The organism is Effusibacillus sp. SKA8 (assembly GCF_058273125.1).
Genome location: NZ_JBZCSF010000009.1, coordinates 17,006 through 42,764, shown reverse-complemented (window position 1 = coordinate 42,764; position 25,759 = coordinate 17,006). Strand labels below are relative to the sequence as shown.

Below are 25,759 nucleotides of genomic sequence, written 5' to 3'. Positions count from 1 at the left end.
ACGAAGGGAGAAGTCAGCGATGAAAAAACAGATTTTTTTTGCATTGGCCGCGTCGGCGGCACTGGTGTTGGCCGGTTGCGGAACCCAGAAGACGGCGGCTCCCAAAGCCGAAAATCAAGCGGACAAGAAAGAAACGGCCCAGGAACATGGCGGCCACGGGAATGATCAGAAGGCCGTCAGGGAAATTCCGATCGGCGATCCGAAGGAAGCGGAAGGGCTGGAGATTGCCGCCGTTTATTTTGAAGCGTCCGAACTGTTCCCGCAGGAGAAAGCGGGATTGCAGCCGCCTGAAGCCGATATTCATCTGGAAGCGGACATCAAGGCGACAAAAGACAACAAGACGGGATTTGGCGCCGGAGAATGGGTGCCTTATCTGACCGTCAATTATAAACTCAAGAATCTGGACAACGGCAAGGAAATTTCCGGAACCTTCATGCCCATGAACGCGGCGGACGGTCCCCATTACGGTTCCAACATAAAAATGGCGGGAGCGGGCAAATACAAACTGACCTTCACCATTGAATCCCCGGAAAAACAAAATTACCTGCTGCATGTGGATAAAGGAAGCGGAGTGGAAGGGAGGTTCTGGACAAAGCCGATCGAAGTGGAGTGGGAATTCCCGTATCTTCCCAAAAAATAAGATATGCGACATCGGGCAGTGATTTTATGCCCGGTTTTTCTTTATCACGAATGCCAAATTTTCTTTATGTTTGGTAAAAGGGGGACAAGGAATGCTGGAAGGATTGGCGGCGATCCTCAAACAGGGGCTGGAAACGGTTTTTTGCGTCATGCTGCTCGTTGTTTATACGGAGCAGAAAAACGGGAAACGTGATGCGACCGCCCTTTTTTCCGGCATTCTCTGCGGAGGGGCCGGGGCGGTCATGCTTTATTCCGCAAAAAAGTTTCTGGCCAGAATGGAGTTTATGGACGCGCTCGAAAAAGGATCGCTTGTTTTGGCGATAACATGCTTTTTGGGCTGGCTCTTGTATCAGTTCAAACGTAACGGGGAAAGGGGGGCAAAGCCTGTTCTGTTTGCCCTCGGGCTACTCTTGATGCTGGACAAAACGCAAAAGGTCCTGTTGTCGACGCTTCCCTTTCTATCCCTGGGAAACGGGTTTAACTCCGAATGGCTGTTAAAATTGGGGGGCGCTGTCACAGGATTCTCGGTATTGTTGGCATTTGCGGTCGCGCTAAAAAGAATCGGTTCGAAAATGAATCCGCGGCATGTGACCGGTTTTTTGCTGGCAAGTTATGCACAGCTTTTCTTCAGTCAACTGATCGATCTGGCCCAATTGTTGTTCGGGTTGAGAATTCTGCCTTTAACCGCGTGGGCGTTTGACTTGCTCGTTCCCTTCGTCAATCGCAAAGCTCTCTTTTTCAACGGGATTCTACTGATTTTGGCCCTGTTTTTTGGGTTCCTGTCGATTCAACTGTCGCGGTTCTTTCAGAGTGAGGATCATGCGCTGCGAAACCCCGCCGAAAAAAGGAAGCTGCTTGCCGAAAAACGCGGAGTCCGCCGCTGGTTTTACGGTCTGAGCGCCCTGTTGGTCATGATGCTGTCTGCCGTTGTGGCGGATCAGGTTAACGCCTCCCGGGATTTGGGGAGCAAGCCGCCGGTTCCGGTTACCGCTCAAGACGGACAGATTCATCTTTCAAAAACGGATCTGAAGGAGAAACAAATGAACCTGTACGGCTACAAATTTGACGACGGGATAACGGTCCGTTTTCTGGCCGTTCGAAAAACGGGTGAGAATTTTGGCGTTGCGCTGGACGCATGCGAAATCTGCGGCGTGGCGGGCTATTACCAAAAGGGAAATCAGATCGTCTGCAAGAAATGCGAATCGGTTGTGAATGTCACGACGGTCGGTTTCAAGGGAGGGTGCAACCCCATCCCGATTCGGTATCAGATTGCAGACGGAACCTTGGACATCCCGGTTTCGGAACTTGAAAAAGCCAAAGAAAGGTTCAAGTAAGGAGGTGGCGGGAGTGTTTTTTCGGATGCTTTGCAAAACGTATGCGAGGGCGCTGAAGGAAAAAGTCCTGCTGATCCTGATCGTGGCTTTTGGCGCTTCGCTGGCATCGGTGATGGTGAATCTGGCCCTGGATGTCGGGGACAAAATGAACCGGGAATTAAAATCCTTCGGAGCCAATTTGAACATTGTTCCCGGGTTGAGTACGATTCGGGCCGACGTTGACGGTGGGGATTCGGCATCTTTGGAGAACCGGACGTTCCTGCGCGAAGAGGATCTTTTAAAGTTAAAAACCATTTTTTGGGCCAACAACATTCTGGGGTTTGTCCCTTACCTGGAAGCAACGGGACAGGGTGAATTCCGGCAGGGAAAAATGCGGCTGGTGGGCACCTGGTTTAAAAAGGAACTGCAGTTGACCGACGGCAACTCCTTTACCACGGGGATCACGGAATTAAAGACCTGGTGGAAACTGAACGGCAGATGGCCTGATGAAAGCGCCGATTCGACAGAAGCGGTCATCGGGAAACAGGTGGCGGACGATCTCGGGATCAAGCCGGGAGGCGTTTTGCACGTGTCTGTAGATACGCCGCGCGGACAGCAACCTTGCCAATTGCGTGTGGCGGGCGTGGTCGACACGGGGGGCACGGAAGACGGACTGATTTTTGTCCCGCTAAAATTTGTGCAAACTCTGTTAAATGTGCCCGGAAAAATCGACAGGGCAGAGGTGAGCGCGTTGACGGTGCCCGATGACGAACTGGCGAAAAAAGCGGGGACGGACCCTTCCTCCTTGCGGGAGAAAGATTTTGACCAATGGTATTGCACCGCTTTTACCGGGGCGATCGCGTATCAGATTGAAGAAGCCATCCCTGATGCCCGTACGACGCCTGTTCGTCAAATCGCGGAATCGGAAGGAATCATTCTCACCAAAATCCAGTTTATGATGGTCATTATTTCACTTGCGGCCATCGCCAGTTCCGCTTTGGGCATCTCCAGCCTGATGAACAGCAAGGTGCAGGAACGCGGGAAAGAAATCGCCTTGCTGAAAGCGATAGGGGCTACGGATTCCGCGGTTGCGGCGCTTTTTGTCTGCGAGGCGTTGATCAGCGGCTTCATCGGCGGGGGACTCGGTTACGGGATCGGCGTTTTGCTTGCGCAATTTGTGGGAAAATCCGTGTTTGGCACCCTGTTGTCCGTCAAGCTTCTCGGATTGCCGATCATTCTGTTGCTCTCTGCAGGGATTGTGATTTTGGGAAGCCATTCGGCTGTACGCTCGATCGTCAAACTGGAACCCATCGAGGCATTGCAAGGAAGATAGGGGATGCTGATGCGCAAATCAAAGTTGTTTGCAAAATTGATTGTACGGGTTCTCTGGTTCCGCAAATGGCGTACGGTTGTGGCCATACTGGCGATTGCCCTCGGAGTGGGGGTAATTGGGGGAATGGTCAGCGTTTATTTCGACATGACCGAAAAAATGAGTAGGGAGTTTCGCGTATACGGTACAAACCTGCTCATTCTTCCGGCCGACAAAAAAACGGGCATTTCCCTGGAGGCCGTGCGGGAAATTGTCGGCCGGCTGCCGCAAGACAAGATCATCGGGGCCGCCCCTGTCCAATATTCCATAGTCAGGTTGGAAAAAACACAATTGGTTCTCGTCGGGACATGGTTCGATCAAATGCGGCAAGTCAGCCCTTATTGGAAAGTGAACGGCGCGTGGGTGGAAGGCAGAGGAAATCACAAAGAAGCGATGGCCGGCGAAGGAATTGCCAAAAAGTTTGACCTCAAGCCGGGTTCTTCGGTGAAAATTCGAACCGATTCCGCGTCGTCTCCAATTGAGATGAAGATCAAGGGGATCGTGTCAACCGGTGCTGAAGAAGACAACCAGTTGTTTGTCGATATGGAAGTATCGAAAGCGCTTTCCCAAAGCCACCGGGCGGATTTGGTTATGATCAGCTTGCAGGAGCAAAAAGAAGCGGTTGAGGACAGCGCGAAACGGCTGCAAGACGCCGTATCCGGAATTACCGCCAAACCCTTGCGGCAGGTGGTTCAACTGGAAGCGGCGCTGCTTGGGAAAATGCAGCGGCTGATCTATTTTGTCGCGTTAATCGTTTTTGTCCTCACTGTCCTTACGGTGGTTGCCATAATGGGCAGCATGATTATGGAAAGACGGAAAGAAATCGGGTTAAAAAAAGCTTTGGGAGCTTCGGACGGGAATTTGTTCGGGGAGTTTCTGGCCGAAGCCGCAGTGGTTGGCCTGCTGGGAAGCGGTTTGGGGATCGTCTTCGCTTATGGTATGGCCCAGTTTATCGGACAGAGCGTGTTTCATTCCGGCATCAACTTTCGGATGATGTTGGTTCCCTGGGCCTGCGCCGGTTCCTTGCTGGTCGTTGGAATTGCGTTTGCTGTTTCCATGCGAAGGATTATCGACGTGGAGCCGGCGGTCGTATTAAAAGACGAATGAAGGGAGAGGGGAAGTATGGCGATTTTGGAAATCCGGAATATGTCAAAGAAATACGGAAATCTGTACTCCCTGCAGGGAATCAACCTGACGGTGGAAGAAGGCGAATGGGTTGCGATTATGGGGCCGTCCGGTTCCGGGAAAAGCACGTTGATCAACAATATCGGGTGTCTGGACAAACCGTCGGAAGGCACGATCACGATCAAGGGAAGAGAAACGAGCCGTTTGAACAAGAAGCAGTTGACGGAATTGCGCAGGGAAACCATCGGGCTGGTGTTTCAGCAATTCCATTTGATCCCCCATCTCACCGCATTGGAAAATGTCATGATCGCTCAATATTACCACAGCATCCATGACGAACAGGAAGCGATTGCCGCTTTGCAGCGCGTCGGCCTGGAGGAGCGCCTCCATCATTTTCCGTCACAGCTTTCAGGCGGAGAACAACAGAGGGTTTGTATTGCGAGGGCGTTGATCAACTATCCGGCTTTGATTCTTGCCGACGAGCCGACCGGCAACCTTGACGATGCCAACGAAAAAACGGTCATGCGGTTATTTCGGGAACTTCACCGGGAAGGCCATACCATCATCATGGTGACGCATGACCGGGAAGTGGCGATGCACGCGGAGCGATGCGTAATCCTTGAAAGCGGAAAAATTGCGAGAATTGAAACCCCGCAAATGATCGGCTCTGATTTTTGCCAAACCTGATGGCGAATTTCCTTTTTTTGTTTTGTTGGCTGTGCCTTGCTTCGGGAAAGCTATCAATACCCGAAGGAGGTGGTGTTGTGCGAACAAAAAAAGTTGTGCAAACAAAAAAATGGGTCGCATGGACCGTTCTCGGCTCCTTTGCGGCAGGGCTGTTGGCCGGTTGCGGCGCGGGCGCTCCGGGAATCAACGGTCGCATGCAGAAGCAAAACACGGAACCGCTTTACGACAACCGGGGGATTGACATTGACGGGGACGGGGATCGCGCTTGGTTGTCCGGCCGCAACGACATCAACAATCCGTCGGTGAACTTGCGCAACTTCGCTCCGATGGGTCCCGGCTTCCGAGATACCACACAAGACCTGTATGCCGGAGGAGTTACGGCGGATCGTGTTAAAAATCTGGTGCAGTCCGTGCAAGGGGTTGACACTGCAAGCGTGGTTGTCTCCGGGCAGACCGCCATCATCGGGCTCACACTTCACCGCAATATCCCTCAGGAACGCGCTGCCGCCATCGTGCAGGAAGTTCGGCAGCTTTTGATGATCCAAGCGCCGGTTTTCCGTTCGGTACGGATTACAACCGACAGGGCGCTGGCCCGTCGCGTGTTTGACGCGGCCCAGAGTGTTCGCAGCGGCCGCCCGCTCTCGACGGTTGACGGGGTATTTCAACAATTGATGCGCGATATTCCGGAAGTCGCCCCTCGCTAGGGTTGCGGGATCATTCCGCTGTGGGCTGTTGACAGGACTCTGTCAGCAGCTTTTTGCTTGTTCGCGGATTGGTTGAGTGTGCCTGTCCGCTCGATTGTATCGGCGTGCGGAAGGCACTTTTTTTGTTTATACGTTTGAAACCGCATGGGTTGTCTCATACTGGTAAACAGGTAAAAAACAGTCGATCAAGCCGTAGCGCAGGCGAAAGGAGGGATTGCAATGACAGGCGCCCGGGGGATTCGAAGTGGGGAAGACAAAAAAGAAGAAGAAAGCCTCATAGGCACGTTTACGGGTGTTTTTTTCATTGGTGCGTTTATAGCGGCCGTTTGGCTGGCGGTGTTTTTGACTTATTACAATCGACTTTAAGAAAAAGGTGAAATGGGATGCTGAACATAAATTTGCCCCGTTATGAGCGAATTTGGCTGTGGATTGGCAGCGGCTCGCTGGTGGTGTTTCTTTCCGTTTTGGGAATTTTGGGCTTTTCCCTGGGATTTCATCCGCCCGGCGACATGAAGACGATTGCGCCGGAAACGGTCCGGAATACCGCTCCGTTTGACAAGCCGGGTCTCACCCAGATCGGCCCCAACGAATACAGGGTGACGATGCTGGCGCAGTTATTTTCGTTTGTGCCGGGAAATATCACCATACCGGCCGGTTCCACCGTCCATTTTCAAATTACCAGCCCGGATGTGGTGCATGGGCTTCTGATTCCGGGTACCAATATCAATATGATGGTCGTCCCCGGACACATTAACGAATTTACTTATAAGTTCAAGGAAAAGGGGGATTACCTGATGCTTTGCAATGAATATTGCGGCAGCGCTCATCAGGTTATGATGGGAAAAATTCTGGTGCAATAAAATTTCATTCTTTGGGTGAAAAGGGGGATATGTTGTGGCCAAAGCAGGTTACGGCAGTGCCGGCATCGAAACGACAACATTTACATTCGACCCGAAAGACCGGAATCTGATTCTGGCGCATTTGGGATTCGCTTTCTTTGCCCTGTTTATCGGAGCGGTGGCCGGTTTGCTCCAGGGATTGCAGCGAACCGGTTTTATCACGCTTCCCACGCCGATCGGTTATTATCAATTGCTGACGGCCCACGGGGTGGCGCTTGCCCTGATTTTTACCACCTTTTTTATAATTGGGTATTTGTATTCGGGCATGGCAAAAACTTTGGGCGGAAAATTGAATCCAACCGCCCGCAGGCTTGGCTGGTGGGGTTATTGGCTGATGGTGATCGGGACAATTTTGGGGTTGTACACGATCATCATGAATGATGCGACGGTGTTGTACACGTTTTACGCCCCTTTGCACGCTTCGCCGTGGTTTTATATCGGACTGGCTCTGGTCGTGGTCGGGAGCTGGCTGGGCGGTTTTTCCGTCTTTACGAGTTACCGTAGGTGGCGGCGGGAGCATCCGGGAGAAACGACCCCGCTGTTTGCCTATATGTCGGTGGCAACCATGATTCTCTGGCTGATTGCAACGATCGGGGTTGCGGTTGAGGTCGTATTTCAATTGATTCCATGGTCTTTTGGCTGGACAGACCGAATCAACGTGGAATTGAGCCGCACATTGTTTTGGTACTTCGGCCATCCGCTGGTGTATTTCTGGCTGCTGCCCGCCTATATTTACTGGTATGTGAATATTCCCCGGATCATAAAGGGGAAAATATTCAGCGACACATTGCCGCGTCTGACGTTTGTTCTGTTCATCTTGTATTCGATTCCGGTCGGGTTTCACCACCAATTGATGGAACCGGGCATAGGTCCGTTCTGGAAATTTTTGCAGGTTGTTCTGACCATGATCGTGGTGATTCCTTCTCTGATGACCGCGTTTTCCATTCTGGCCGTGTTTGAAATGGCAGGTCGTTCGAGGGGCGCAACCGGGCGGTTTGACTGGATTCGCAAACTGCCCTGGAAGGATGTGCGGTTTTTGGCTCCGGTGTTGGGGATGCTCATGTTTATTCCTGCCGGCGCCGGTGGTATTGTGAACGCGAGTTACCAGATGAATCAGGTGGTTCACAACACTCTCTGGGTAACCGGACATTTTCATATGACGTTGGCAACAAGTGTGGTTTTGACCTTTTTCGGGATCTCTTACTGGTTAATCCCGGCTTTGACCAATCGTACCCTTACTCCACGAGCCAATAATCTGGGAATTGTCCAGTCGTTCACGTGGTTTACGGGCATGCTGCTGATGGCGGTGAGCATGCATCTGGTGGGATTGTTGGGGGAGCCTCGCCGGACCGCGTATACGGATTACGGGAATCATCCGGTCGCCCAATCCTGGTTCCCCTACCGGGAGGCCATCGGAGTCGGGAGCATGTTCCTGTTTGCGGGAATTCTCCTCTTTCTGTCAATCGTGATTTACCTCTGGTTTTTCGCGCCGAAAACCGATCAAGCCGTTGAGTATCCGATCGGCGAAGTGAATGAAGAATCGCAGCAACCGCCGAAAATTCTGGAACGCTGGTCGCTTTGGATCGGGATTACCGCGGGGCTTGTCCTGCTCGCGTACGCGTTTCCGGTGATGGAGATGTTGCAACACAGCCCGCCCGGTTCGCCGCCGATCCGCAGTTGGTAACCTTGTACAAGAGAGAAAACTTCCAAATCGGCTGCTAAAGCGGCCGGTTCTTTTTTGGCGGAACGTTTTACACAAAATGTTTCCGCCCCGTTTCGTTTGTTCCGTCGTTTTGACTCGGTAAGCCTTGTATACTATACTTAATATGTTATTTGGCACCTGATGGATTGGGATGGGGAGGGGCCGGATGGAACCGCGGTATATCGGGGGTCAGGCTGTAATCGAAGGTGTCATGATGCGAGTCGGAAACCGCGTGGCGGTCGTTGTCCGCAAATCGAACCGGGAGATCCACGCCGAAACGGAAGAAAGGTTCTCCCTGACCCAGCAATATCCTGTGCTCGGCTTTCCCTTGATCCGCGGCGGCGCGGTATTGTTTGAATCGACCGTATTGGGCATGCGGGCGCTTGCCAAGTCGACCAACGTGTCGGCGGAGGAGGACGAAGAAGAACAGACTTCGTGGCAGCTGACGTTCACCATCCTTTCAGCGGTGATGCTGGGGATTCTTCTGTTTGATTTGGCGCCTGTTTGAATATCACAGTGTGGAACATAAGACGATCAACTGTTATGAAGCCGGAGAGGAACTTACAGTCGAGAATGTGTGCAAGCACACGTTGATTCACAAACGTTGCGGCACGAGCTTTTTGTTGTTTGTCGTTCTGATTTCGATTTTTGTGTTCTCGTTTTTCTCGGGCGATCAATTGTCGCTGTTGACGAACATCATTGTAAGAATCGCTTTGCTTCCGGTGATCGCGAGGCTTTCTTACGAATTGATCCGCTGGTCTGCCGGACAAACGGGACGCTTGGCGGCGGTGTTGGCATCCCCCGGTATGGCGATGCAAAAAATGACGACCCGCGAACCGGACGATTCCCAAATCGAAGTGGCAATCGCGTCGACGCTTGCCGTATTGGCGGATTCCCGCGACATCCGGTGGGCCAGCCGCAAGGTTCAGGAAGAGCAGGCGGATTTTTCGGGTCCTTATGAACAAATCCGGAATACACTATAAAGCTGCAGGCTGTTTTTCGGCATCATACAGTATGATTTTTGGGAAGTGAGGATATATGTTAGACCGTTTGCAAGCGTTGGAAGACCGGTACAACAAGTTGACGGAACTGCTTTGCGATCCGGAAGTGATCGCGGACCCGGCAAAGCTTCGCGAATATTCAAAGGAACAGGCGGATATGGAAGAAACGGTTCAGGTGTACCGCGAATATAAGCGGGCTGTCAAAGGGCTCGCCGATGCGAAGGCGATGCTGGGCGAGAAACTCGATGACGAAATGCGCGAACTGGTCAAGCAGGAGATTGCCGAATTGACGGAACAAGAGGCGGACCTCAAACACCGCCTGACGATTCTGCTGCTCCCGAAAGATCCGAACGACGACAAGAACGTCATTATGGAAATCCGCGGCGCGGCAGGCGGCGATGAAGCCGCGTTGTTCGCGGGCGATCTGTTCCGGATGTACAGCCGCTATGCGGAACGCCAGGGCTGGAAGACGGAGATCATCGAATCTTCGCCTACGGAACTTGGAGGTTATAAGGAAATCATTTTTATGGTGAACGGGAAAGGCGCGTACTCGAAGCTGAAGTTTGAATCGGGTGCGCATCGCGTGCAGCGCGTGCCCGCAACCGAATCGGGCGGCCGGATCCACACGTCCACCGCTACCGTGGCTGTTTTGCCGGAAGCGGAAGAAGTGGAAGTCGAAATCAACGAGAAAGATCTCCGGATCGACACATTCTGTTCGACCGGTCCCGGCGGGCAGTCGGTGAACACCACCCAGTCGGCGATCCGCATCACCCATTTGCCCACCGGACTGGTCGTCTCCTGCCAGGACGAAAAATCGCAGCTCAAAAACAAGGAAAAAGCGATGAAGGTTCTTCGCGCACGCCTGTATGAACTGAAGCGGCAGGAACAGCAAAAAGAGCTTGCCGACGCGAGGAAAAGCCAGGTGGGAACCGGTGACCGTTCGGAGCGGATCCGGACGTACAACTTTCCGCAAAGCCGCGTAACCGACCACCGGATCGGGTTGACGCTGCACAAACTGGAGACGGTGCTCGAAGGCGATCTCGACGAGATCATCAATGCCTTAATCGCGGCCGATCGCATGGAGCATTTGCAAGCGGCCAATGAATAACCGGCAGGTCAAGACCATTCGGGAAGCCCTTCAGCAGGCTTCCCTTGCGTTTAAAGAGCGGGGGATCGCGAATCCCCGTTTGAACGCGGAAGTGCTGCTGCAGCATCTGTTCGGGTGGTCGAAAGCGAAGCTGTTGACGGAAGAAGGCCAACCGTTTCCCCCGGAAAAATCAGCCCTGTTCCGCTCGTGGATCGAGCGGCGTGCCAGCGGCGAACCGTTGCAGTACATTGTCGGCGTGCAGGAATTTTACGGCCGGGACTTTCATGTGAACCCTGCCGTCCTGATCCCGCGTCCGGAGACGGAAATTCTGATCGGAGAAATTTTGAAACGGCGATCTTGGTGGGGGGAAGCGAAAGCGGGGGCGGATACCGAACGTGAAAGGTCTGGAGGTAACGGCGTGTCCGGGGATGGCGGCTTACGCCCGCTGCTCGCCGATATTGGGACGGGTTCCGGCGTGATTGCGGTCACATTGGCCCTGGAATGGCCGGAAGCGGATGTTTGTGCGGTTGACATCTCGCCGGACGCGATCCGGTTGGCACGGGAAAATGCGCAGCGGCTTGGAGCGGACATCCGATTTTTACACGGGGATCTGGCGGAGCCCTTGCTGCGGGAAGGACTCAGGCTGGACGTGCTGGTCTCCAATCCTCCCTATATTCCTTCGCGGGACATCGCGGGGCTGGCGGTTGAAGTGAGGGAGCATGAACCGCGACTCGCGTTGGACGGTGGCGAAGACGGATTGGCCCCGTACCGCCGGATGATGCGGTGTTTGCCGCGTTTAATGCGGGAGGACGGTCCCGCATTGGTCGGTTTTGAAGTGGGAATCCGCCAGGCGCGGGATGTCGCGGACATGATCGAACGCAACTGGCCGGGGGCGGAAACGGAGGTCGTCAAAGATTTGCAGGGCATCGAGCGGGTGGTGCTGGGGTGGAAAGTGCCTTTTGGGGCCAAATCGGCGACAAAGTTGAACTCTCCTTGAAGAGCCAGTATTATGTAGTATTATGTATGAGAAAGGTTTGTTCGTGTGGGGACAAGTTGACGCATGAAAGGCTGGTTGCAATGGAAAACAAATCGGGCTCATCGAATTTTATCCGAAATATTGTCATGGACGATATACAATCGGGCAGGGTCAAACAGATCGTAACGCGTTTTCCGCCCGAGCCGAACGGCTATTTGCATATCGGACACGCCAAGTCGATTTGCCTGAATTTCGAATTGGCTGACGAATTCAATGGCAAGACCCACTTGCGCTTTGACGACACCAATCCGTCAAAAGAAGACGCGGAATACGTGGAAGCGATCAAAGAGGACGTGAAATGGCTGGGGTTTGAATGGGACGGCCTGTTTTTTGCGTCCGACTACTTTGAAGAAATGTACAACCGGGCGGTTTTGTTGATCAAAAAGGGAAAGGCTTATGTCGATGATTTGTCGGCGGAAGAAATCCGGGAGATGCGCGGCACATTGACGGAACCCGGCAAGGAAAGCCCGTATCGCAACCGGACGGTCGAAGAGAACCTGGATCTGTTCGAGCGCATGCGCAAAGGCGAGTTCAAGGACGGCGAAAAGGTGCTCCGGGCAAAGATCGACATGTCCTCGCCGAACATCAACATGCGCGACCCCGTGCTGTACCGGATTGCCCACGTCCCCCATCACAATACGGGGGACAGATGGTGCATCTATCCGATGTACGATTTTGCCCATCCGTTGGAAGACGCGATTGAAGGCGTCACCCACTCGATTTGCACATTGGAATTCGAGGATCATCGCCCTCTGTACGATTGGGTGATCCGGGAATGCGAAATGGAACACCAGCCCCGCCAGTACGAATTTGCGAGATTAAACCTGACGCATACCGTCATGAGCAAGCGAAAATTAAAACAGCTGGTTGACGAAAATTACGTGGACGGTTGGGACGATCCCCGGATGCCCACCCTCTCCGGGCTGCGAAGAAGGGGTTACACCCCGGAGTCGATTCGGAACTTCGCGCGGGAAATCGGCGTTGCCAAGAGCAACAGCTTGGTGGATGTCAAAATGTTGGAACACTTCATCCGGGAAGATTTGAAATTGAAAGCACCGAGAACGATGGCCGTTCTAAGGCCGTTAAAAGTGGTGATCACCAACTACCCGGAAGATCAGGTGGAGATGCTTGAGGCAGAGATCAATCCGGAAAATCCGGAAATGGGCACACGGTTGATTCCGTTCTCCCGCGAGATTTATATCGAACGGGACGATTTCATGGAAAATCCGCCGAGCAAATACTTCAGGCTGTTCCCCGGAAACGAGGTTCGCCTCAAACACGCCTATTTCATCAAATGCAACGAAGCGATCAAGGACGAATTCGGCAATATCGTCGAGCTGCACTGCACGTACGATCCCGAAACGAAAAGCGGCACGGGGTTCACCGGCAGAAAGGTGAAAGGCACGATCCACTGGGTGGACGCCCGGCATGCAGTACCTGCGGAGTTCAGGTTGTACGATGTGTTGATTTTGGACGAGCCGGAAACCGGAAAATCATTTCTCGACCTTGTGAATCCGAACTCGTTGGAGATTGTGCACGGATTTGTCGAGCCGAATATGAAAAACGTGAAACCGCATGACAAGTTCCAGTTTTTCCGGCACGGCTATTTTAACGTGGATCCGAAATTCACCACCAAGGAACGGCTGGTGTTCAACCGTATCGTTTCCCTCAAAAGCTCCTTTGAAGTTCAAAAATAATGCCTGCACCGCTGTCGAGGTTGCTGATTTGGCGAAAATCAGTAACCTTTTCGTCTGTGGATAATAATTATACAACAGGTATTGAAATTATATAACTGTTATAGTACAATAAACAAAAAACGAAGGAGAGGATTCAGATGACCACCGGCTTGAAATTGGTAAACAAGTGGATCGAAACAAACAGGGGATTGGGCATGTCGGATGAGGCGATGGACGGGATGAGATTCGTTTTTGGCGATACCCTTTACACGATCAGAAAGAGCGGCAACGGTCAGTTTGAAATCGACTCTTCCTCCGGAAAAATCGTCGTCTTCCGCGATGCCCGCGAATTTTCCGACGAGTTGACCTGCCGGATTTGCGGTACCCGACATGACAACAAGATCGAAACGATCCGCTGCTGCACCAACGGAGACGAGTAAATGACCGCCGGATCGGAAGCGTGACACCCCGTTTGTTCCTTGCGGAGAGGAATGAACGGGGTGTGGATCTTTTTTAATATCGGTTCCTGTTCTAGAATAAGAAAAAGGACAATCCAGTTTGGCTTGAGGAGGGAACCGGGATGAGAAGAAAAGAGTTTTCAATCACGGAACGGGCGGAGATCGAAGCGTTTTTGGCGGAGATGAGCTTCGGTTTTCTGGCCACGGTGGGGGAAGACGGGTGGCCGCATGTCAAACCGCTCAATTTTGTCTATCATGACGGAGCGATTTATTTTCACGGCAGCAAAATCGGGGAGAAGATGGAGGACCTAAAAACGGACAACCGGGTTACGTTCTCGGTTGCAAAAGAGTACGCCCGAGTTCCTTCTTACCTGTTGGACCCAAAATTGGCATGTCCCGCAACCACCTTTTTCAAATCCGTAACAATCAAGGGCCGCGCGTTTGCGGTCGAGGAGCTGAACGAAAAAGCACCGGTACTTACCGCGTTCATGGGGAAACTCCAACCGGAGGGCGGCTTCGAACCGATTGATCCGGCGGACGGGGCATATGCCGCAAACCTGCAAGCGGTCGCGATCGTCAGACTCGATATTGAGGATCTGACGGCCAAGTTCAAATTCGGGCAGAATCTCAACCCGGAACGGAGGGGAAAAGTAATGGTCGGCCTGGAAGAACGCGGGACGCCCCTTGACCGGGAAACGGTAGAGCTGATGCGGAAGTATGGTCTGCACCGCAACTGACTTGCCTATAACGGGGGATTATCGAAATGGCAGGAGATTGTTGAAAAAACCATAATTCTGTCTATTTCAACAATGACTCGAATACCTGATTGTCTAAAACCTTGGCTTTTTGCGGAATTCACTTCGATTTTGGCAAGCGGCATCGCGACGCCATCCATTTTTTCCGCAAGAATACGGCAGGTGCCGACTATGGAATACACGGTTCCAAGCCCGATCACACAAAGTGTTACGCGCGGGTTTGCTTGAATATTGGCAACGATCCGCGAGTTGTTCATCACGGCAAAGCGTATTCGATCCGCTGCAAGCGCCTTGACCCAGGAAATGGCGGAAATGCTTGGCGTTTGCGTTTCCCTTTCCACGGTGCTTAAGAGAACGAGTGTTTCTCCGTTGATCAATTCGATCTGTTCCGGAGTCAGTCTTGTAGGGATATCGTGATTTTTAACCATTGGGATGCTCCCCTCCTTGGAATTTTAATAGCCTCTCAGCATTCGCCGAGGCAGATGGGGCAAGGACTTTCCTATACCCCCAGATACATGCTTCCTTCTACAGTAGTAAGGGGATTTTTTTATTTCGTTTCCAGTTCAACTGGAAATGAATATTCACCAACTGTGTAAAAATGACTGGTCCATCATCCTCAAATGCTTCATCGCCGACTTGTCGGGCGTCACTTCCATGCTGTCGGTTCGCGGCCCGAGCTCCGTGACCCGACTTCCTGGAAACTTGGCAGCCTGACGAAGTGTTGGAGATAGGGGACGTAACCTGCCGATGGTTTCCCGATCGGCTCAGGCCCAGATATTCCTGCAATGCGCCGAAGGCAATAAGAAATCTGTTGTTTGGTTGGTCGGTACAAGAAGAACACCTCATGTGCACGGTTTTTACAGGATCTCATACAAAATTCATGCACCTCAATTCGATACAAAGATCTCAAGATCCTTGTGGTGAAAGGATTTCCCAGAATCGTTCAACAGACCCTAAATATGATTGCCAAAGGAGAGTTCAACCGATCCCAGAGGAGTGAATTCGACCTTGAAACGGTCTCCTGCCTGGGCGTTAACTGCAGCGGACAAAGCCCCTGATAAGACGACTTCATTTGCTTTTAGCGTCACACCGTATTCATACAGTTTGTTGGCCAACACGGATATGACGGCGGTGATGCCTTTCTGCACATCTTCCCGGCGGGAAATCATCGGCCTGGAAAAAGGCGGTCAATCGTTGATCCTATGACGGGCAGAATCTGTCGTCGACCTCCAGTAGCGTAAAAACCCCCGGGGGTCGACGACAATCTGTTTTTTCGAAGAACCCTTGATGCAACTAGACCCATCGTATTATGATGGAGGTGGGCGATTTCGCAGAGATTGTACGTACGATGTTTTGAAATGCCTGTTTTATGGGCTTCTAATGGATTGAATCGTACCTATGAGGGATTGAAACCTTTCATCTTGTTGCTGATGATAACGAAAACGATGGGGATTGAATCGTACCTATGAGGGATTGAAACTCGAGTAGGCTGGCGATCAGATCCGGATCGTGGACCTCGATTGAATCGTACCTATGAGGGATTGAAACACTTCGTTCTGGATGATCTGTTCCAGCGTCATGACGATTGAATCGTACCTATGAGGGATTGAAACATAAGCATCATGATCAATTCCCTCCTAAAGTTCCAAAGATTGAATCGTACCTATGAGGGATTGAAACACCTCCGGCGGCAAAGACAGCAAAAGATTCTGGATTGATTGAATCGTACCTATGAGGGATTGAAACTCGGACGTATTCGGCATCTTCCAACCCGTTTCCCGTGATTGAATCGTACCTATGAGGGATTGAAACTTCTCACCTCCCTTCGGCGGCTGATCAATTGGCCTCGATTGAATCGTACCTATGAGGGATTGAAACCTGTTTTAGTTGATTTACTGTTTCGTCGGCTTGGTAGGGATTGAATCGTACCTATGAGGGATTGAAACATGTTCGTGCATCTCTGACCTGAGAAAATAACTTCCGATTGAATCGTACCTATGAGGGATTGAAACAATGTTATGTCTTGCATATTTATCACTCCTTGAATTTGGATTGAATCGTACCTATGAGGGATTGAAACGATCCCGTTTGATGTCCTGGATGATGTTCGGTGATAAGATTGAATCGTACCTATGAGGGATTGAAACCTTTGAACATGGTAAAACCTCCGTTAATTGTGATAGTGATTGAATCGTACCTATGAGGGATTGAAACTATGGTGACTGGGATGTATTCGTAGGACAATACTTGATTGAATCGTACCTATGAGGGATTGAAACTTCACGAGACATAACAATCTGCACAGCAAATGGAGTGATTGAATCGTACCTATGAGGGATTGAAACTTTTGAGGACACTGGGTGAGTACAGACCTGACTATGGATTGAATCGTACCTATGAGGGATTGAAACTCGTTGAGTACTATACACTGACCGGCACCATCCATGATTGAATCGTACCTATGAGGGATTGAAACTTTGCTTCATTTCGGTCTTTCTATCTACTGTCACCGGATTGAATCGTACCTATGAGGGATTGAAACTCAAGAGTCTTTCTTCTAAACAGGGGGTGGTCTGATGGATTGAATCGTACCTATGAGGGATTGAAACCTGTATCTTCGCAAATTGGATAAGGACAGGGATTTGGTGGATTGAATCGTACCTATGAGGGATTGAAACTTCGCATGAAATTTTTTGGTTCGATTGGAATGGAAAGATTGAATCGTACCTATGAGGGATTGAAACAAAGAACTAACGTTCATTTCAATATTTGGTTTCAAAGATTGAATCGTACCTATGAGGGATTGAAACTCGGTCTTGCTATTATGGCAAGCTCTTTCTATTTCGATTGAATCGTACCTATGAGGGATTGAAACAGGTGAGGGATCTGAATCTCGAGATTCAGGTCCTGAAAGGATTGAATCGTACCTATGAGGGATTGAAACATCTGGTCCTCATCTACAACATGAAGCGCCTCGGAAGAGATTGAATCGTACCTATGAGGGATTGAAACAATTCACATTATGTTCGTATGTAGCCGAGGCGGCTGCGATTGAATCGTACCTATGAGGGATTGAAACGCGCAAGAAGTAATGCGCGAACACAGCCACCCTCCGGGATTGAATCGTACCTATGAGGGATTGAAACTGAGTTCGAGCACTGTTTCAGCATAATCATCGCGCTCGATTGAATCGTACCTATGAGGGATTGAAACAGAAATCACAAAAGGTTCTACGTGACCTCTAAGCCGGATTGAATCGTACCTATGAGGGATTGAAACAATTCAACACCGAAATGATTTCCCGCACGTTTTGCGATTGAATCGTACCTATGAGGGATTGAAACGGCCACCTTTAAGATCGGAAACGGCGTCTACAGCATGATTGAATCGTACCTATGAGGGATTGAAACGGCTTTTCTGTTGGTGGTAGGGGGTATACTTCCAGTGATTGAATCGTACCTATGAGGGATTGAAACTGCGTTTCCATACCGATATTTTCTAATGTGATTGTTGCTGGATTGAATCGTACCTATGAGGGATTGAAACACCGGAATCCCGACCGCTACGTCCTGTTCATGCCCGCGATTGAATCGTACCTATGAGGGATTGAAACCCAGTCCCCGGGGCCGGAGTCGGCGGCATGGGCGTGGGATTGAATCGTACCTATGAGGGATTGAAACTGGATCGACCCTCGATAGATCGAGGACAGCCCAACGATTGAATCGTACCTATGAGGGATTGAAACCGATTTGTCCCTGATAGTCGATCGCAACGATGTTCGATTGAATCGTACCTATGAGGGATTGAAACTCGGGGTTGCGGGGTACGGGGCGATGGCCTGGGCGGCGATTGAATCGTACCTATGAGGGATTGAAACACTGCTCAGGCCGACAAGCGAAGGGGGTTGCGCCAACGATTGAATCGTACCTATGAGGGATTGAAACAACGCTCTGATTGAGAAGGTCAGAGTTATTGAAGAAGGATTGAATCGTACCTATGAGGGATTGAAACACTATAGCGATAAAATGTAATCACAATGGAGGTGAGGGATTGAATCGTACCTATGAGGGATTGAAACCAAAATAAATAGACCGCCTGCACGTGGCGGGCGATCGATTGAATCGTACCTATGAGGGATTGAAACCAGGAGTACGATGAAGGCGATCCGGATTTCCGGGTCTCGATTGAATCGTACCTATGAGGGATTGAAACTATCATGATATACTATTAGGGACTTTCACATACAGTGATTGAATCGTACCTATGAGGGATTGAAACCCGTCTGATAGCGGCGATTGCCTTCAGCTGATCGGCGATTGAATCGTACCTATGAGGGATTGAAACTTTGCGGTGTCTCAGGTGGTATTTTGACGTTTTCTTGATTGAATCGTACCTATGAGGGATTGAAACATAGAATTCCTCCGGCCTCACCTGCAGCAGGACCTATGGATTGAATCGTACCTATGAGGGATTGAAACTGTGAAGTCATAACAAAAAACCTGGGATAATTTTTAAACGATTGAATCGTACCTATGAGGGATTGAAACATGACACTTTGAAGAATCGCCATCACACCGCCCCCCCGATTGAATCGTACCTATGAGGGATTGAAACCGGCACATGGCGGAGACGAGCCCGGATCCGATGTTCCGATTGAATCGTACCTATGAGGGATTGAAACTGTGATCACGTTGGTTATAGGCGAGAAGTCGAGCGGATTGAATCGTACCTATGAGGGATTGAAACTGAGTCAGGTGGTGCGTCATGTACGGACTTCCATTCATGATTGAATCGTACCTATGAGGGATTGAAACTCACAGGGTTAAGTTCGTAGATGACAAAGGAAATTTCGAGATTGAATCGTACCTATGAGGGATTGAAACTTGAAACGATCTCAGTAAACGCTTTTGCCACGGTACCGGATTGAATCGTACCTATGAGGGATTGAAACAAGAAAGGGTGGTGTGAGAGAAAGACATGCCAAAACCGATTGAATCGTACCTATGAGGGATTGAAACTTCCTCAACGGGAACAAAATCTTGCAAAGGAGCTTCAAGATTGAATCGTACCTATGAGGGATTGAAACTCTGCGACCCGTAAAGATTACAACGCTGCCCTCCAGAAGATTGAATCGTACCTATGAGGGATTGAAACACGTCTTCCCCGCTTTAAACGCCGGCGCCTTGCTGGCCGGGATTGAATCGTACCTATGAGGGATTGAAACCATGTAGATTACAAGATTGGAAACAACAAAATCCATCACGATTGAATCGTACCTATGAGGGATTGAAACTATCCATGCTACCACGTATATAGTCGCTCCACCTATGATTGAATCGTACCTATGAGGGATTGAAACATTTTGGCAACTGTCCTGATCAGCATGGGGCTGAAGGGGATTGAATCGTACCTATGAGGGATTGAAACAAGTCTTCGACTCGTTCCTGCAACGCGCTGTAACTGGATTGAATCGTACCTATGAGGGATTGAAACTCTTAGAAAATCCCGCGCTGACCTAGAGGCCGAATCGATTGAATCGTACCTATGAGGGATTGAAACCAAGTTTGTGTCAGAGTTGACCAGGTTGATGATCGAACTCGATTGAATCGTACCTATGAGGGATTGAAACTTTTATACTATAGTCAATAACTATTTCTCACGCCCTTCGATTGAATCGTACCTATGAGGGATTGAAACAGCGGCAAGGGAACATCGTCCATACCATCCGGGATGGATTGAATCGTACCTATGAGGGATTGAAACAGAAGAACGAAAAACTGCAGGCTGAACTTAATCAAAGATTGAATCGTACCTATGAGGGATTGAAACCCCGAAGTCTCCCGGTGTCTACCGGCGCATCGTTGGCAAGATTGAATCGTACCTATGAGGGATTGAAACTCTTTCTGATCAGGCTCAATAAACACCTCCAGCCGTGATTGAATCGTACCTATGAGGGATTGAAACCTCGATGACGGTTCCTATCGCGGCAGAACAATATGATTGAATCGTACCTATGAGGGATTGAAACCCATCACACAGCACCCCCATACAGTTTTCGCACCGAGATTGAATCGTACCTATGAGGGATTGAAACACGCGATTCGGCGGAAGCTCGATGACTTCACGAACGATTGAATCGTACCTATGAGGGATTGAAACTTTTACTTACCCGAAAGTTACTAGGAGGGGGTCAATAGGATTGAATCGTACCTATGAGGGATTGAAACCGAGTTTCAAGAAACTGTGCATCCTCCGGGGGGATCCCGATTGAATCGTACCTATGAGGGATTGAAACCCTTCTGGGCAAACGTATCCGGTGGCTTATGTGAGGATTGAATCGTACCTATGAGGGATTGAAACACAAAAGTAAGCGGCGATAAGGCGAACGCTTGCCGAGGATTGAATCGTACCTATGAGGGATTGAAACATAGTATATCATGTTAGCAGGGTTTTTTATACCCTGCGATTGAATCGTACCTATGAGGGATTGAAACTGGTGCTTTGCAAGATTATGTTACTTTAGGATCTTCTTGATTGAATCGTACCTATGAGGGATTGAAACTGAGAAGCATTGGGAGAGAAAAAATGCTGGTTATGATTGAATCGTACCTATGAGGGATTGAAACGGGATTGGTGCTATCATTCTTGGAGTCCGGAAAGGGATTGAATCGTACCTATGAGGGATTGAAACCAATGGCTGAGTTTTCTACCAGAGGCGGGTAGCACATCCGGATTGAATCGTACCTATGAGGGATTGAAACCCGGAAAGAGACCTTACAGACCTGGCATAATGTCTTGTTTGCGCACTGGCCGGTATCGCCCGCCGCGATCCGGGCTTTGGTTCCGGACGCTCTGCAGTTGGACACCTATGACGGAGGAGCGTGGGTGAGCGTAGTGGCGTTACGGATGAGCGGAATCCGGTTGCGGTGGCTGCCTCCGGTTCCGTTTGCGTCGGCATTTGCACAAACTAACGTTCGCACCTATGTGACAATTGACGGCAAACCGTGTGTTTTTTTCTTCAGTTTGGACGCCGCCAATCCGCTGGCCGTATGGATGGCCAGACGGTGGTTGCGATTGCCGTACTTTCACGCCAAAATCGATGTTCGCGCCGCCAGGAGACATACGGCTTACACGTTGCGAAGAATTCATCCGAATGCGCCTGCGGCGGAATTTGCGGCACAATACCGGCCTGTTTCGGACGTATCGGCCGCGCAGCCGGGAACGCTGGCACACTGGTTGACGGAACGGTATTGTCTGTATGCGATCGGCAAAAAAGGACAGATTTGCCGCGGGGATATTCACCATCTGCCGTTGCCGCTGCAGCGGGCGGAAGCGGGGATATCGACAAACACGATGGCGCTGGCGCATGACATCCGCTTGCCGGATGCCGAGCCGGTTTTGCATTACGCGCATCGGGTCGAGACGGTGATCTGGCCGCTGCGAAGCGTAGGGGGGTAATTTTTTATGGGGGAGAGGGAACCTCAGAACTATTGCAAACTGCTGGAGACGGTTTTGGAGAATGCGTATGAATCGGTTGTGTTGACCGACCCTGACGGAAAAATCCTGTTGATGAACCGGAGCTACCGGGATTTCCTGGGGGTGCAGGACGTGATCGGGCGGCATGTGACCGAGGTGATCGAAAATACGCGGATGCACATTGTCGCCAAAACGGGAGAGGCGGAAATCGCGGACATTCAACGGATCAAAGGACAAGATATGATCGCCAACCGGATTCCGATTTTTGAAGAAGGGAAACTGGTTGCCGTATTGGGGACGGTCACCTTCCAAGACGTCCGGCAGCTGCATGCGCTGGCCGCCACCGTCGACCAATTGAAACAGGAGTTGGCGTACTATAAAGGCGAGCTTCGCCGCCGGCTCGGAGCGTACTACCGTTTCGAACAAATCGCCGGCTCCAGCCCCAAGCTGCAGGCGGTGAAAAATCTGGCGCAAAAAGTGGCGAAAACGGATACAACCGTGTTGATCACGGGTGAAAGTGGCACGGGAAAAGAACTGTTCGCCCATGCCATCCATGCCGCCAGCCGGCGTGCGATGGGGCCTTTTATCCGGGTCAACTGCGCGGCGATTCCCGACTCTTTGTTGGAGTCGGAGTTGTTCGGTTACGACGAAGGCGCTTTTACCGGAGCGTTGCGGAAAGGCAAGAAAGGAAGGTTTGAGTTGGCCCATCACGGGACGATTTTATTGGATGAGATCGGGGACATGCCTCTCGCTTTGCAGGCTAAGCTGCTGCGTGTCCTGCAGGAAAAAGAGGTGGAGCGCGTCGGCGGAACCAGACCGGTTCCGGTCGATGTCCGGGTGATCGCTTCCACCAACCGGGACCTGGCGGTTCAGATCAAGGAGGGAAAGTTTCGCGAGGATTTGTTCTACCGGCTGAATGTCGTAACCCTGAAGCTGCCCTCTTTGCGGGAACGTCTTGAAGATCTGCCGGCGCTGGTCCGGGATTTGCTGGAACAATTGATGGATGCGACGGGGCTGATCGTAAGAGAGATCGATGACGACGTCTGGGATGCGCTTCGGGGGTATTCTTGGCCGGGCAACGTGCGGGAACTGCGGAATGTGCTGGAACGGGCGTTGCATATGATGGACGGGGACCGTCTGAAAGCGGAGCATTTGTTGATCCCGATCCCGGAAAATCAGGGGCTGGCTCCCGGCGTCCGAACGTTGAAAGAGAGCCTTGAGTCCGCCGAGCGCGAGGCGATTGCTAGGGCGCTTGCCGCAACCGGCAGGAATAAACTGGAGGCGGCGAGGATTCTTGGAATCAGCAAGTCGAGCCTTTATCAAAAACTTGAAAAATACGGTTTTCTGACAGGTAAACAGAAATGAGTCCATAATTTTGGAATTGCGTCCAAAATTCTGGACTCATTGTTTTTGGGGCTTTCCGGTGGGAGCGAATGAGAACCATTCCAGAATTCTGGACTCGAAACAGGCGAATAATGAACAGTTTGCTTAAAAACAATATTGGCATGAATCTTGCTTATTTTCTAACTACAGACAAATATTTGTCACAAAAAATAAAAAGGAGAAAGGAAGGGGTCAAATGTTTATTGAGGTAATCGCGATTCTCGTTTCACTGGGGCTCCTGATGTTTTTTGCCTACCGGGGCTTTCCGGTGATCGTGTTCGCGCCGATCTTCACGCTTTTGGCGGTCGTTTTGTCGGGACTTCCGCTGATGCCGAGTTATTCGGAAACGTTTATGGTCAACGCGGCGAACTACGTGAAGTCGTTTTTCCCGATTTTCCTGCTTGGGGCCATCTTCGGAAAAGTGATGGAAATGAGCGGGGCCGCCGCGTCGATTGCGCAGGGAATCGTAAAAGCGGTCGGTTCGAAGCGGGCGATTCTGGCGGTCGTGTTGGCTTGCGCGATTTTGACCTACGGCGGCGTATCGCTGTTCGTGGTGGCGTTTGCCGTGTATCCGTTCGCGGCGGCGATTTTCCGCGAGGCAAATATTCCGAAGCGCTTGATTCCGGGGACGATCGCACTGGGCGCCTTCACCTTCACGATGGACGCGCTTCCGGGCACTCCGCAAATTCAGAACATTATCCCGACGAATTATTTCGGGACCGATGCTTATGCGGCTCCCGCGGTGGGAATTATCGGCGGCCTGATGGTCTTTGCCGGCGGCATGTTCTGGTTGGAGCGCCGGCGCAAACAAGCGGAAGCGGTCGGGGAAGGGTATGGCGAAGGGCATATCAACGAACCGGAAGTCAAACCGGATGAGAAGTATCCGAATATTTGGCTGTCGCTGCTGCCGCTGGTGCTGGTGTTGCTGTTCAATTACCTGTTAAGCAGGGGATTTCTGACAGTCACCGCTTGGTACGATCCCGAAATTTTAAAGAAGAACTTCAATATTGCCAACGTCAAAACGGTAGCTTCCTCCTGGGCGTTGATCATCGCGTTGACCATCGGAATCCTGGCGGCGATGGCGATCAATCTCAAGGGCGTGCAAAACAAACTGGCAGCCGGCCTCACGACTGCCGCGGCGGGAGCGCTGCTGGCGATTTTTAATACGGCGTCCGAGGTCGGTTTCGGAAATGTGGTCAAGACACTGCCCGGTTTTAAATTGATTCAGGGATGGATTTTGGGAGCAAGCAACCATCCGCTTGTATCGGAAGCCGTAGCGGTGAACGTCCTGGCCGGCATTACCGGTTCCGCGTCCGGCGGGATGTCGATCGCGCTCGAAGTGATGGGCAAGCAATATCTGCAATTGGCGCAATCGGCCGGCATCAGCCCCGAGCTGTTGCATCGGATCGCGTCGATGGCGTCCGGCGGAATGGATACGCTGCCGCATAACGGTGCGGTCATCACGCTTCTGGCGATCACGGGACTGACCCATCGTCAGTCGTATAAGGATATTTTTGCCATTACGGTTGTGAAAACGCTTACGGTCTTCATCCTTGCCTTTGCGGTGTCTATTTTCTAGGTGTCTATTTTCAAACAGCCTATTGGCGATGGGGGGGGGAATTTATGAATCTTTCTTCGCTGATTGAATATGCCCCCATTTTTAAACGGTTGCTGGACCTGAACGCGGAATCGCTGCTGTGCGTTTCGGATCTGACGACGTATTTGTATGCGGAAGCAAGTCCAAATTTTGATTTGGGAGTGCGGGCAGGTGATCGCGTAAAAAAAGGGACTGTACTGGCCGAGGCGATGTCGACGGGAAAGCCTGTCAAAAAAACGATGGACAAATCGCTATTTGGTATCCCTTATATTGCCATGGCTGTCCCCGTTTTTGCAGAAGAACACCGGGTGTCCGGGGGAATCGTCTGCTGCTTATCGACGGAGCGGCAAGAGAAGCTGTACGAATCGGCGCAAGAGCTGTCGGCCATGACGGAAGAACTCTCCGCAACGGCGGAAGATTTTGCCCGGCACGCGGAATCCCTTGCGAGCGCCAATCTCGGGATTGTGACCTTGTCGAAAACGTTGGCCGAACAGATGGCGGAGATCAACAAGGTGAATCAAGTCATCGCCCAAATCGCAAGCCAAACCAATCTGCTGGGGTTAAACGCCGCAATCGAGGCAGCTCACGCGGGCCAATTCGGTCGGAGTTTCTCCGTCGTCGCCAACGAAGTTCGGCGGTTGGCAAACGAAGCGCAAGCTTCCGCCAAGGAAGTCAATGCCAATGTCGGCAAAGTGCAGGAGAGCGTGAAGGACATTCTTGCACAAGCGGAATCGGTGGCCGCTTCCGGCCAGGAACAAGCGGCGGGAGCCCAGGGATTGTCTGCGATCGTGCAACACATCAACCGTTTGGCAGCCATGTTGAATGAAATGGCCAGGTAATCAGGATGTCGGA

Annotated in this window: 19 protein-coding genes, 2 pseudogenes and 1 CRISPR repeat array; of the genes and pseudogenes, 19 read left to right on the top strand and 2 right to left on the bottom strand. The window is 51.2% G+C overall.

Going from position 1 to position 25,759, the window contains the following annotated elements:
• The first annotated feature begins 19 nt into the window (after positions 1–19).
• The 15 genes and pseudogenes from AC4ED1_RS08990 to AC4ED1_RS08920 all read left to right on the top strand — a co-directional run bounded on the left by AC4ED1_RS08990 (position 20) and on the right by AC4ED1_RS08920 (position 14,433).
• Positions 20–640 carry an iron transporter gene (locus AC4ED1_RS08990; protein ID WP_490937777.1) on the top strand — a complete coding sequence of 207 codons (621 nt, stop codon included), beginning with the start codon at positions 20–22 and terminating at the stop codon, positions 638–640.
• Between the two features lie 91 nt (positions 641–731).
• Positions 732–1,973: a Fe-S-containing protein gene (locus AC4ED1_RS08985; RefSeq protein ID WP_490937775.1), complete on the top strand. Its 1,242-nt coding sequence runs from the start codon at positions 732–734 to the stop codon at positions 1,971–1,973.
• 13 nt (positions 1,974–1,986) lie between these two features.
• The gene (locus tag AC4ED1_RS08980) at positions 1,987–3,285 is read left to right on the top strand and encodes an ABC transporter permease (protein WP_490937773.1); all 1,299 of its coding nucleotides are present in this window, start codon (positions 1,987–1,989) and stop codon (positions 3,283–3,285) included.
• Between the two features lie 3 nt (positions 3,286–3,288).
• Positions 3,289–4,428 carry an ABC transporter permease gene (locus AC4ED1_RS08975; RefSeq protein ID WP_490937771.1) on the top strand — a complete coding sequence of 380 codons (1,140 nt, stop codon included), beginning with the start codon at positions 3,289–3,291 and terminating at the stop codon, positions 4,426–4,428.
• Between the two features lie 15 nt (positions 4,429–4,443).
• Complete coding sequence (locus AC4ED1_RS08970) at positions 4,444–5,133, top strand: ABC transporter ATP-binding protein (RefSeq protein WP_490937769.1); 690 nt, start codon at positions 4,444–4,446, stop codon at positions 5,131–5,133.
• A gap of 77 nt (positions 5,134–5,210) precedes the next feature.
• Positions 5,211–5,837, top strand: a complete 627-nt coding sequence (locus AC4ED1_RS08965) for a YhcN/YlaJ family sporulation lipoprotein (protein ID WP_490937767.1) — start codon at positions 5,211–5,213, stop codon at positions 5,835–5,837.
• A 219-nt stretch (positions 5,838–6,056) separates the two neighbouring features.
• A complete protein-coding gene (locus AC4ED1_RS08960) occupies positions 6,057–6,203 on the top strand; it encodes a cytochrome c oxidase subunit 2A (RefSeq protein WP_490937765.1) in 147 nt (48 codons plus the stop codon).
• A 26-nt stretch (positions 6,204–6,229) separates the two neighbouring features.
• Entirely contained in the window at positions 6,230–6,697 is a 468-nt protein-coding gene (locus AC4ED1_RS08955; RefSeq protein WP_490937917.1) for a cytochrome c oxidase subunit II, read from the top strand.
• Positions 6,698–6,731: 34 nt separating this feature from the next.
• Positions 6,732–8,420: a b(o/a)3-type cytochrome-c oxidase subunit 1 gene (locus AC4ED1_RS08950; protein WP_490937763.1), complete on the top strand. Its 1,689-nt coding sequence runs from the start codon at positions 6,732–6,734 to the stop codon at positions 8,418–8,420.
• A 169-nt stretch (positions 8,421–8,589) separates the two neighbouring features.
• Positions 8,590–9,421: pseudogene (locus AC4ED1_RS08945) on the top strand (DUF1385 domain-containing protein).
• A gap of 55 nt (positions 9,422–9,476) precedes the next feature.
• On the top strand, positions 9,477–10,547 hold the full coding sequence (gene prfA, locus AC4ED1_RS08940; protein WP_490937761.1) for a peptide chain release factor 1: 1,071 nt from the start codon (positions 9,477–9,479) through the stop codon (positions 10,545–10,547).
• Positions 10,540–11,523, top strand: a complete 984-nt coding sequence (gene prmC / locus AC4ED1_RS08935; protein WP_490937759.1) for a peptide chain release factor N(5)-glutamine methyltransferase — start codon at positions 10,540–10,542, stop codon at positions 11,521–11,523. Before prfA ends, prmC begins: the two co-directional genes overlap by 8 nt.
• Positions 11,524–11,603: 80 nt before the next feature.
• Entirely contained in the window at positions 11,604–13,259 is a 1,656-nt protein-coding gene (locus tag AC4ED1_RS08930) for a glutamine--tRNA ligase/YqeY domain fusion protein (protein WP_490937757.1), read from the top strand.
• A gap of 137 nt (positions 13,260–13,396) precedes the next feature.
• Entirely contained in the window at positions 13,397–13,678 is a 282-nt protein-coding gene (locus AC4ED1_RS08925; RefSeq protein WP_490937755.1) for a hypothetical protein, read from the top strand.
• A 140-nt stretch (positions 13,679–13,818) separates the two neighbouring features.
• Positions 13,819–14,433, top strand: coding sequence for a pyridoxamine 5'-phosphate oxidase family protein (locus AC4ED1_RS08920; RefSeq protein ID WP_490937753.1), 615 nt, complete (start codon positions 13,819–13,821; stop codon positions 14,431–14,433).
• A 5-nt stretch (positions 14,434–14,438) separates the two neighbouring features.
• On the opposite strand, the gene AC4ED1_RS08915 is transcribed toward AC4ED1_RS08920, so the two are convergent.
• Both AC4ED1_RS08915 and AC4ED1_RS08910 read right to left on the bottom strand, forming a co-directional pair.
• Positions 14,439–14,879, bottom strand: a complete 441-nt coding sequence (locus AC4ED1_RS08915; RefSeq protein ID WP_490937751.1) for a pyridoxamine 5'-phosphate oxidase family protein — start codon at positions 14,877–14,879, stop codon at positions 14,439–14,441.
• 525 nt (positions 14,880–15,404) lie between these two features.
• Positions 15,405–15,599: a hypothetical protein gene (locus AC4ED1_RS08910; protein WP_490937749.1), complete on the bottom strand. Its 195-nt coding sequence runs from the start codon at positions 15,597–15,599 to the stop codon at positions 15,405–15,407.
• Positions 15,600–15,834: 235 nt separating this feature from the next.
• Positions 15,835–21,212: a CRISPR direct-repeat array (repeat unit 30 nt; unit sequence GATTGAATCGTACCTATGAGGGATTGAAAC).
• A gap of 28 nt (positions 21,213–21,240) precedes the next feature.
• On the opposite strand from AC4ED1_RS08910, the pseudogene AC4ED1_RS08905 reads away from it, so the two are divergent.
• From AC4ED1_RS08905 to AC4ED1_RS08890, 4 genes and pseudogenes are all read left to right on the top strand, one after another.
• Positions 21,241–21,909: pseudogene (locus AC4ED1_RS08905) on the top strand (YqjF family protein); the annotation flags it as partial.
• A gap of 6 nt (positions 21,910–21,915) precedes the next feature.
• Complete coding sequence (locus tag AC4ED1_RS08900; protein WP_490937747.1) at positions 21,916–23,292, top strand: sigma-54 interaction domain-containing protein; 1,377 nt, start codon at positions 21,916–21,918, stop codon at positions 23,290–23,292.
• A gap of 214 nt (positions 23,293–23,506) precedes the next feature.
• Positions 23,507–24,889: a GntP family permease gene (locus tag AC4ED1_RS08895; protein ID WP_490937745.1), complete on the top strand. Its 1,383-nt coding sequence runs from the start codon at positions 23,507–23,509 to the stop codon at positions 24,887–24,889.
• 44 nt (positions 24,890–24,933) lie between these two features.
• The gene (locus AC4ED1_RS08890) at positions 24,934–25,746 is read left to right on the top strand and encodes a methyl-accepting chemotaxis protein (RefSeq protein WP_490937743.1); all 813 of its coding nucleotides are present in this window, start codon (positions 24,934–24,936) and stop codon (positions 25,744–25,746) included.
• Positions 25,747–25,759 lie beyond the last annotated feature (13 nt).

What these genes read in the sequence shown, in the direction of transcription:
- AC4ED1_RS08990 (WP_490937777.1), top strand. Translation starts at nt 20, where the DNA reads ATGAAAAAACAGATTTTTTTTGCATTGGCCGCGTCGGCGGCACTGGTG.
- AC4ED1_RS08985 (WP_490937775.1), top strand. Translation starts at nt 732, where the DNA reads ATGCTGGAAGGATTGGCGGCGATCCTCAAACAGGGGCTGGAAACGGTT.
- AC4ED1_RS08975 (WP_490937771.1), top strand. Translation starts at nt 3,289, where the DNA reads ATGCTGATGCGCAAATCAAAGTTGTTTGCAAAATTGATTGTACGGGTT.
- AC4ED1_RS08970 (WP_490937769.1), top strand. Translation starts at nt 4,444, where the DNA reads ATGGCGATTTTGGAAATCCGGAATATGTCAAAGAAATACGGAAATCTG.
- AC4ED1_RS08960 (WP_490937765.1), top strand. Translation starts at nt 6,057, where the DNA reads ATGACAGGCGCCCGGGGGATTCGAAGTGGGGAAGACAAAAAAGAAGAA.
- prfA (WP_490937761.1), top strand. Translation starts at nt 9,477, where the DNA reads ATGTTAGACCGTTTGCAAGCGTTGGAAGACCGGTACAACAAGTTGACG.
- prmC (WP_490937759.1), top strand. Translation starts at nt 10,540, where the DNA reads ATGAATAACCGGCAGGTCAAGACCATTCGGGAAGCCCTTCAGCAGGCT.
- AC4ED1_RS08930 (WP_490937757.1), top strand. Translation starts at nt 11,604, where the DNA reads ATGGAAAACAAATCGGGCTCATCGAATTTTATCCGAAATATTGTCATG.
- AC4ED1_RS08925 (WP_490937755.1), top strand. Translation starts at nt 13,397, where the DNA reads ATGACCACCGGCTTGAAATTGGTAAACAAGTGGATCGAAACAAACAGG.
- AC4ED1_RS08920 (WP_490937753.1), top strand. Translation starts at nt 13,819, where the DNA reads ATGAGAAGAAAAGAGTTTTCAATCACGGAACGGGCGGAGATCGAAGCG.
- AC4ED1_RS08915 (WP_490937751.1), bottom strand. Translation starts at nt 14,879, where the DNA reads ATGGTTAAAAATCACGATATCCCTACAAGACTGACTCCGGAACAGATC.
- AC4ED1_RS08900 (WP_490937747.1), top strand. Translation starts at nt 21,916, where the DNA reads ATGGGGGAGAGGGAACCTCAGAACTATTGCAAACTGCTGGAGACGGTT.
- AC4ED1_RS08895 (WP_490937745.1), top strand. Translation starts at nt 23,507, where the DNA reads ATGTTTATTGAGGTAATCGCGATTCTCGTTTCACTGGGGCTCCTGATG.
- AC4ED1_RS08890 (WP_490937743.1), top strand. Translation starts at nt 24,934, where the DNA reads ATGAATCTTTCTTCGCTGATTGAATATGCCCCCATTTTTAAACGGTTG.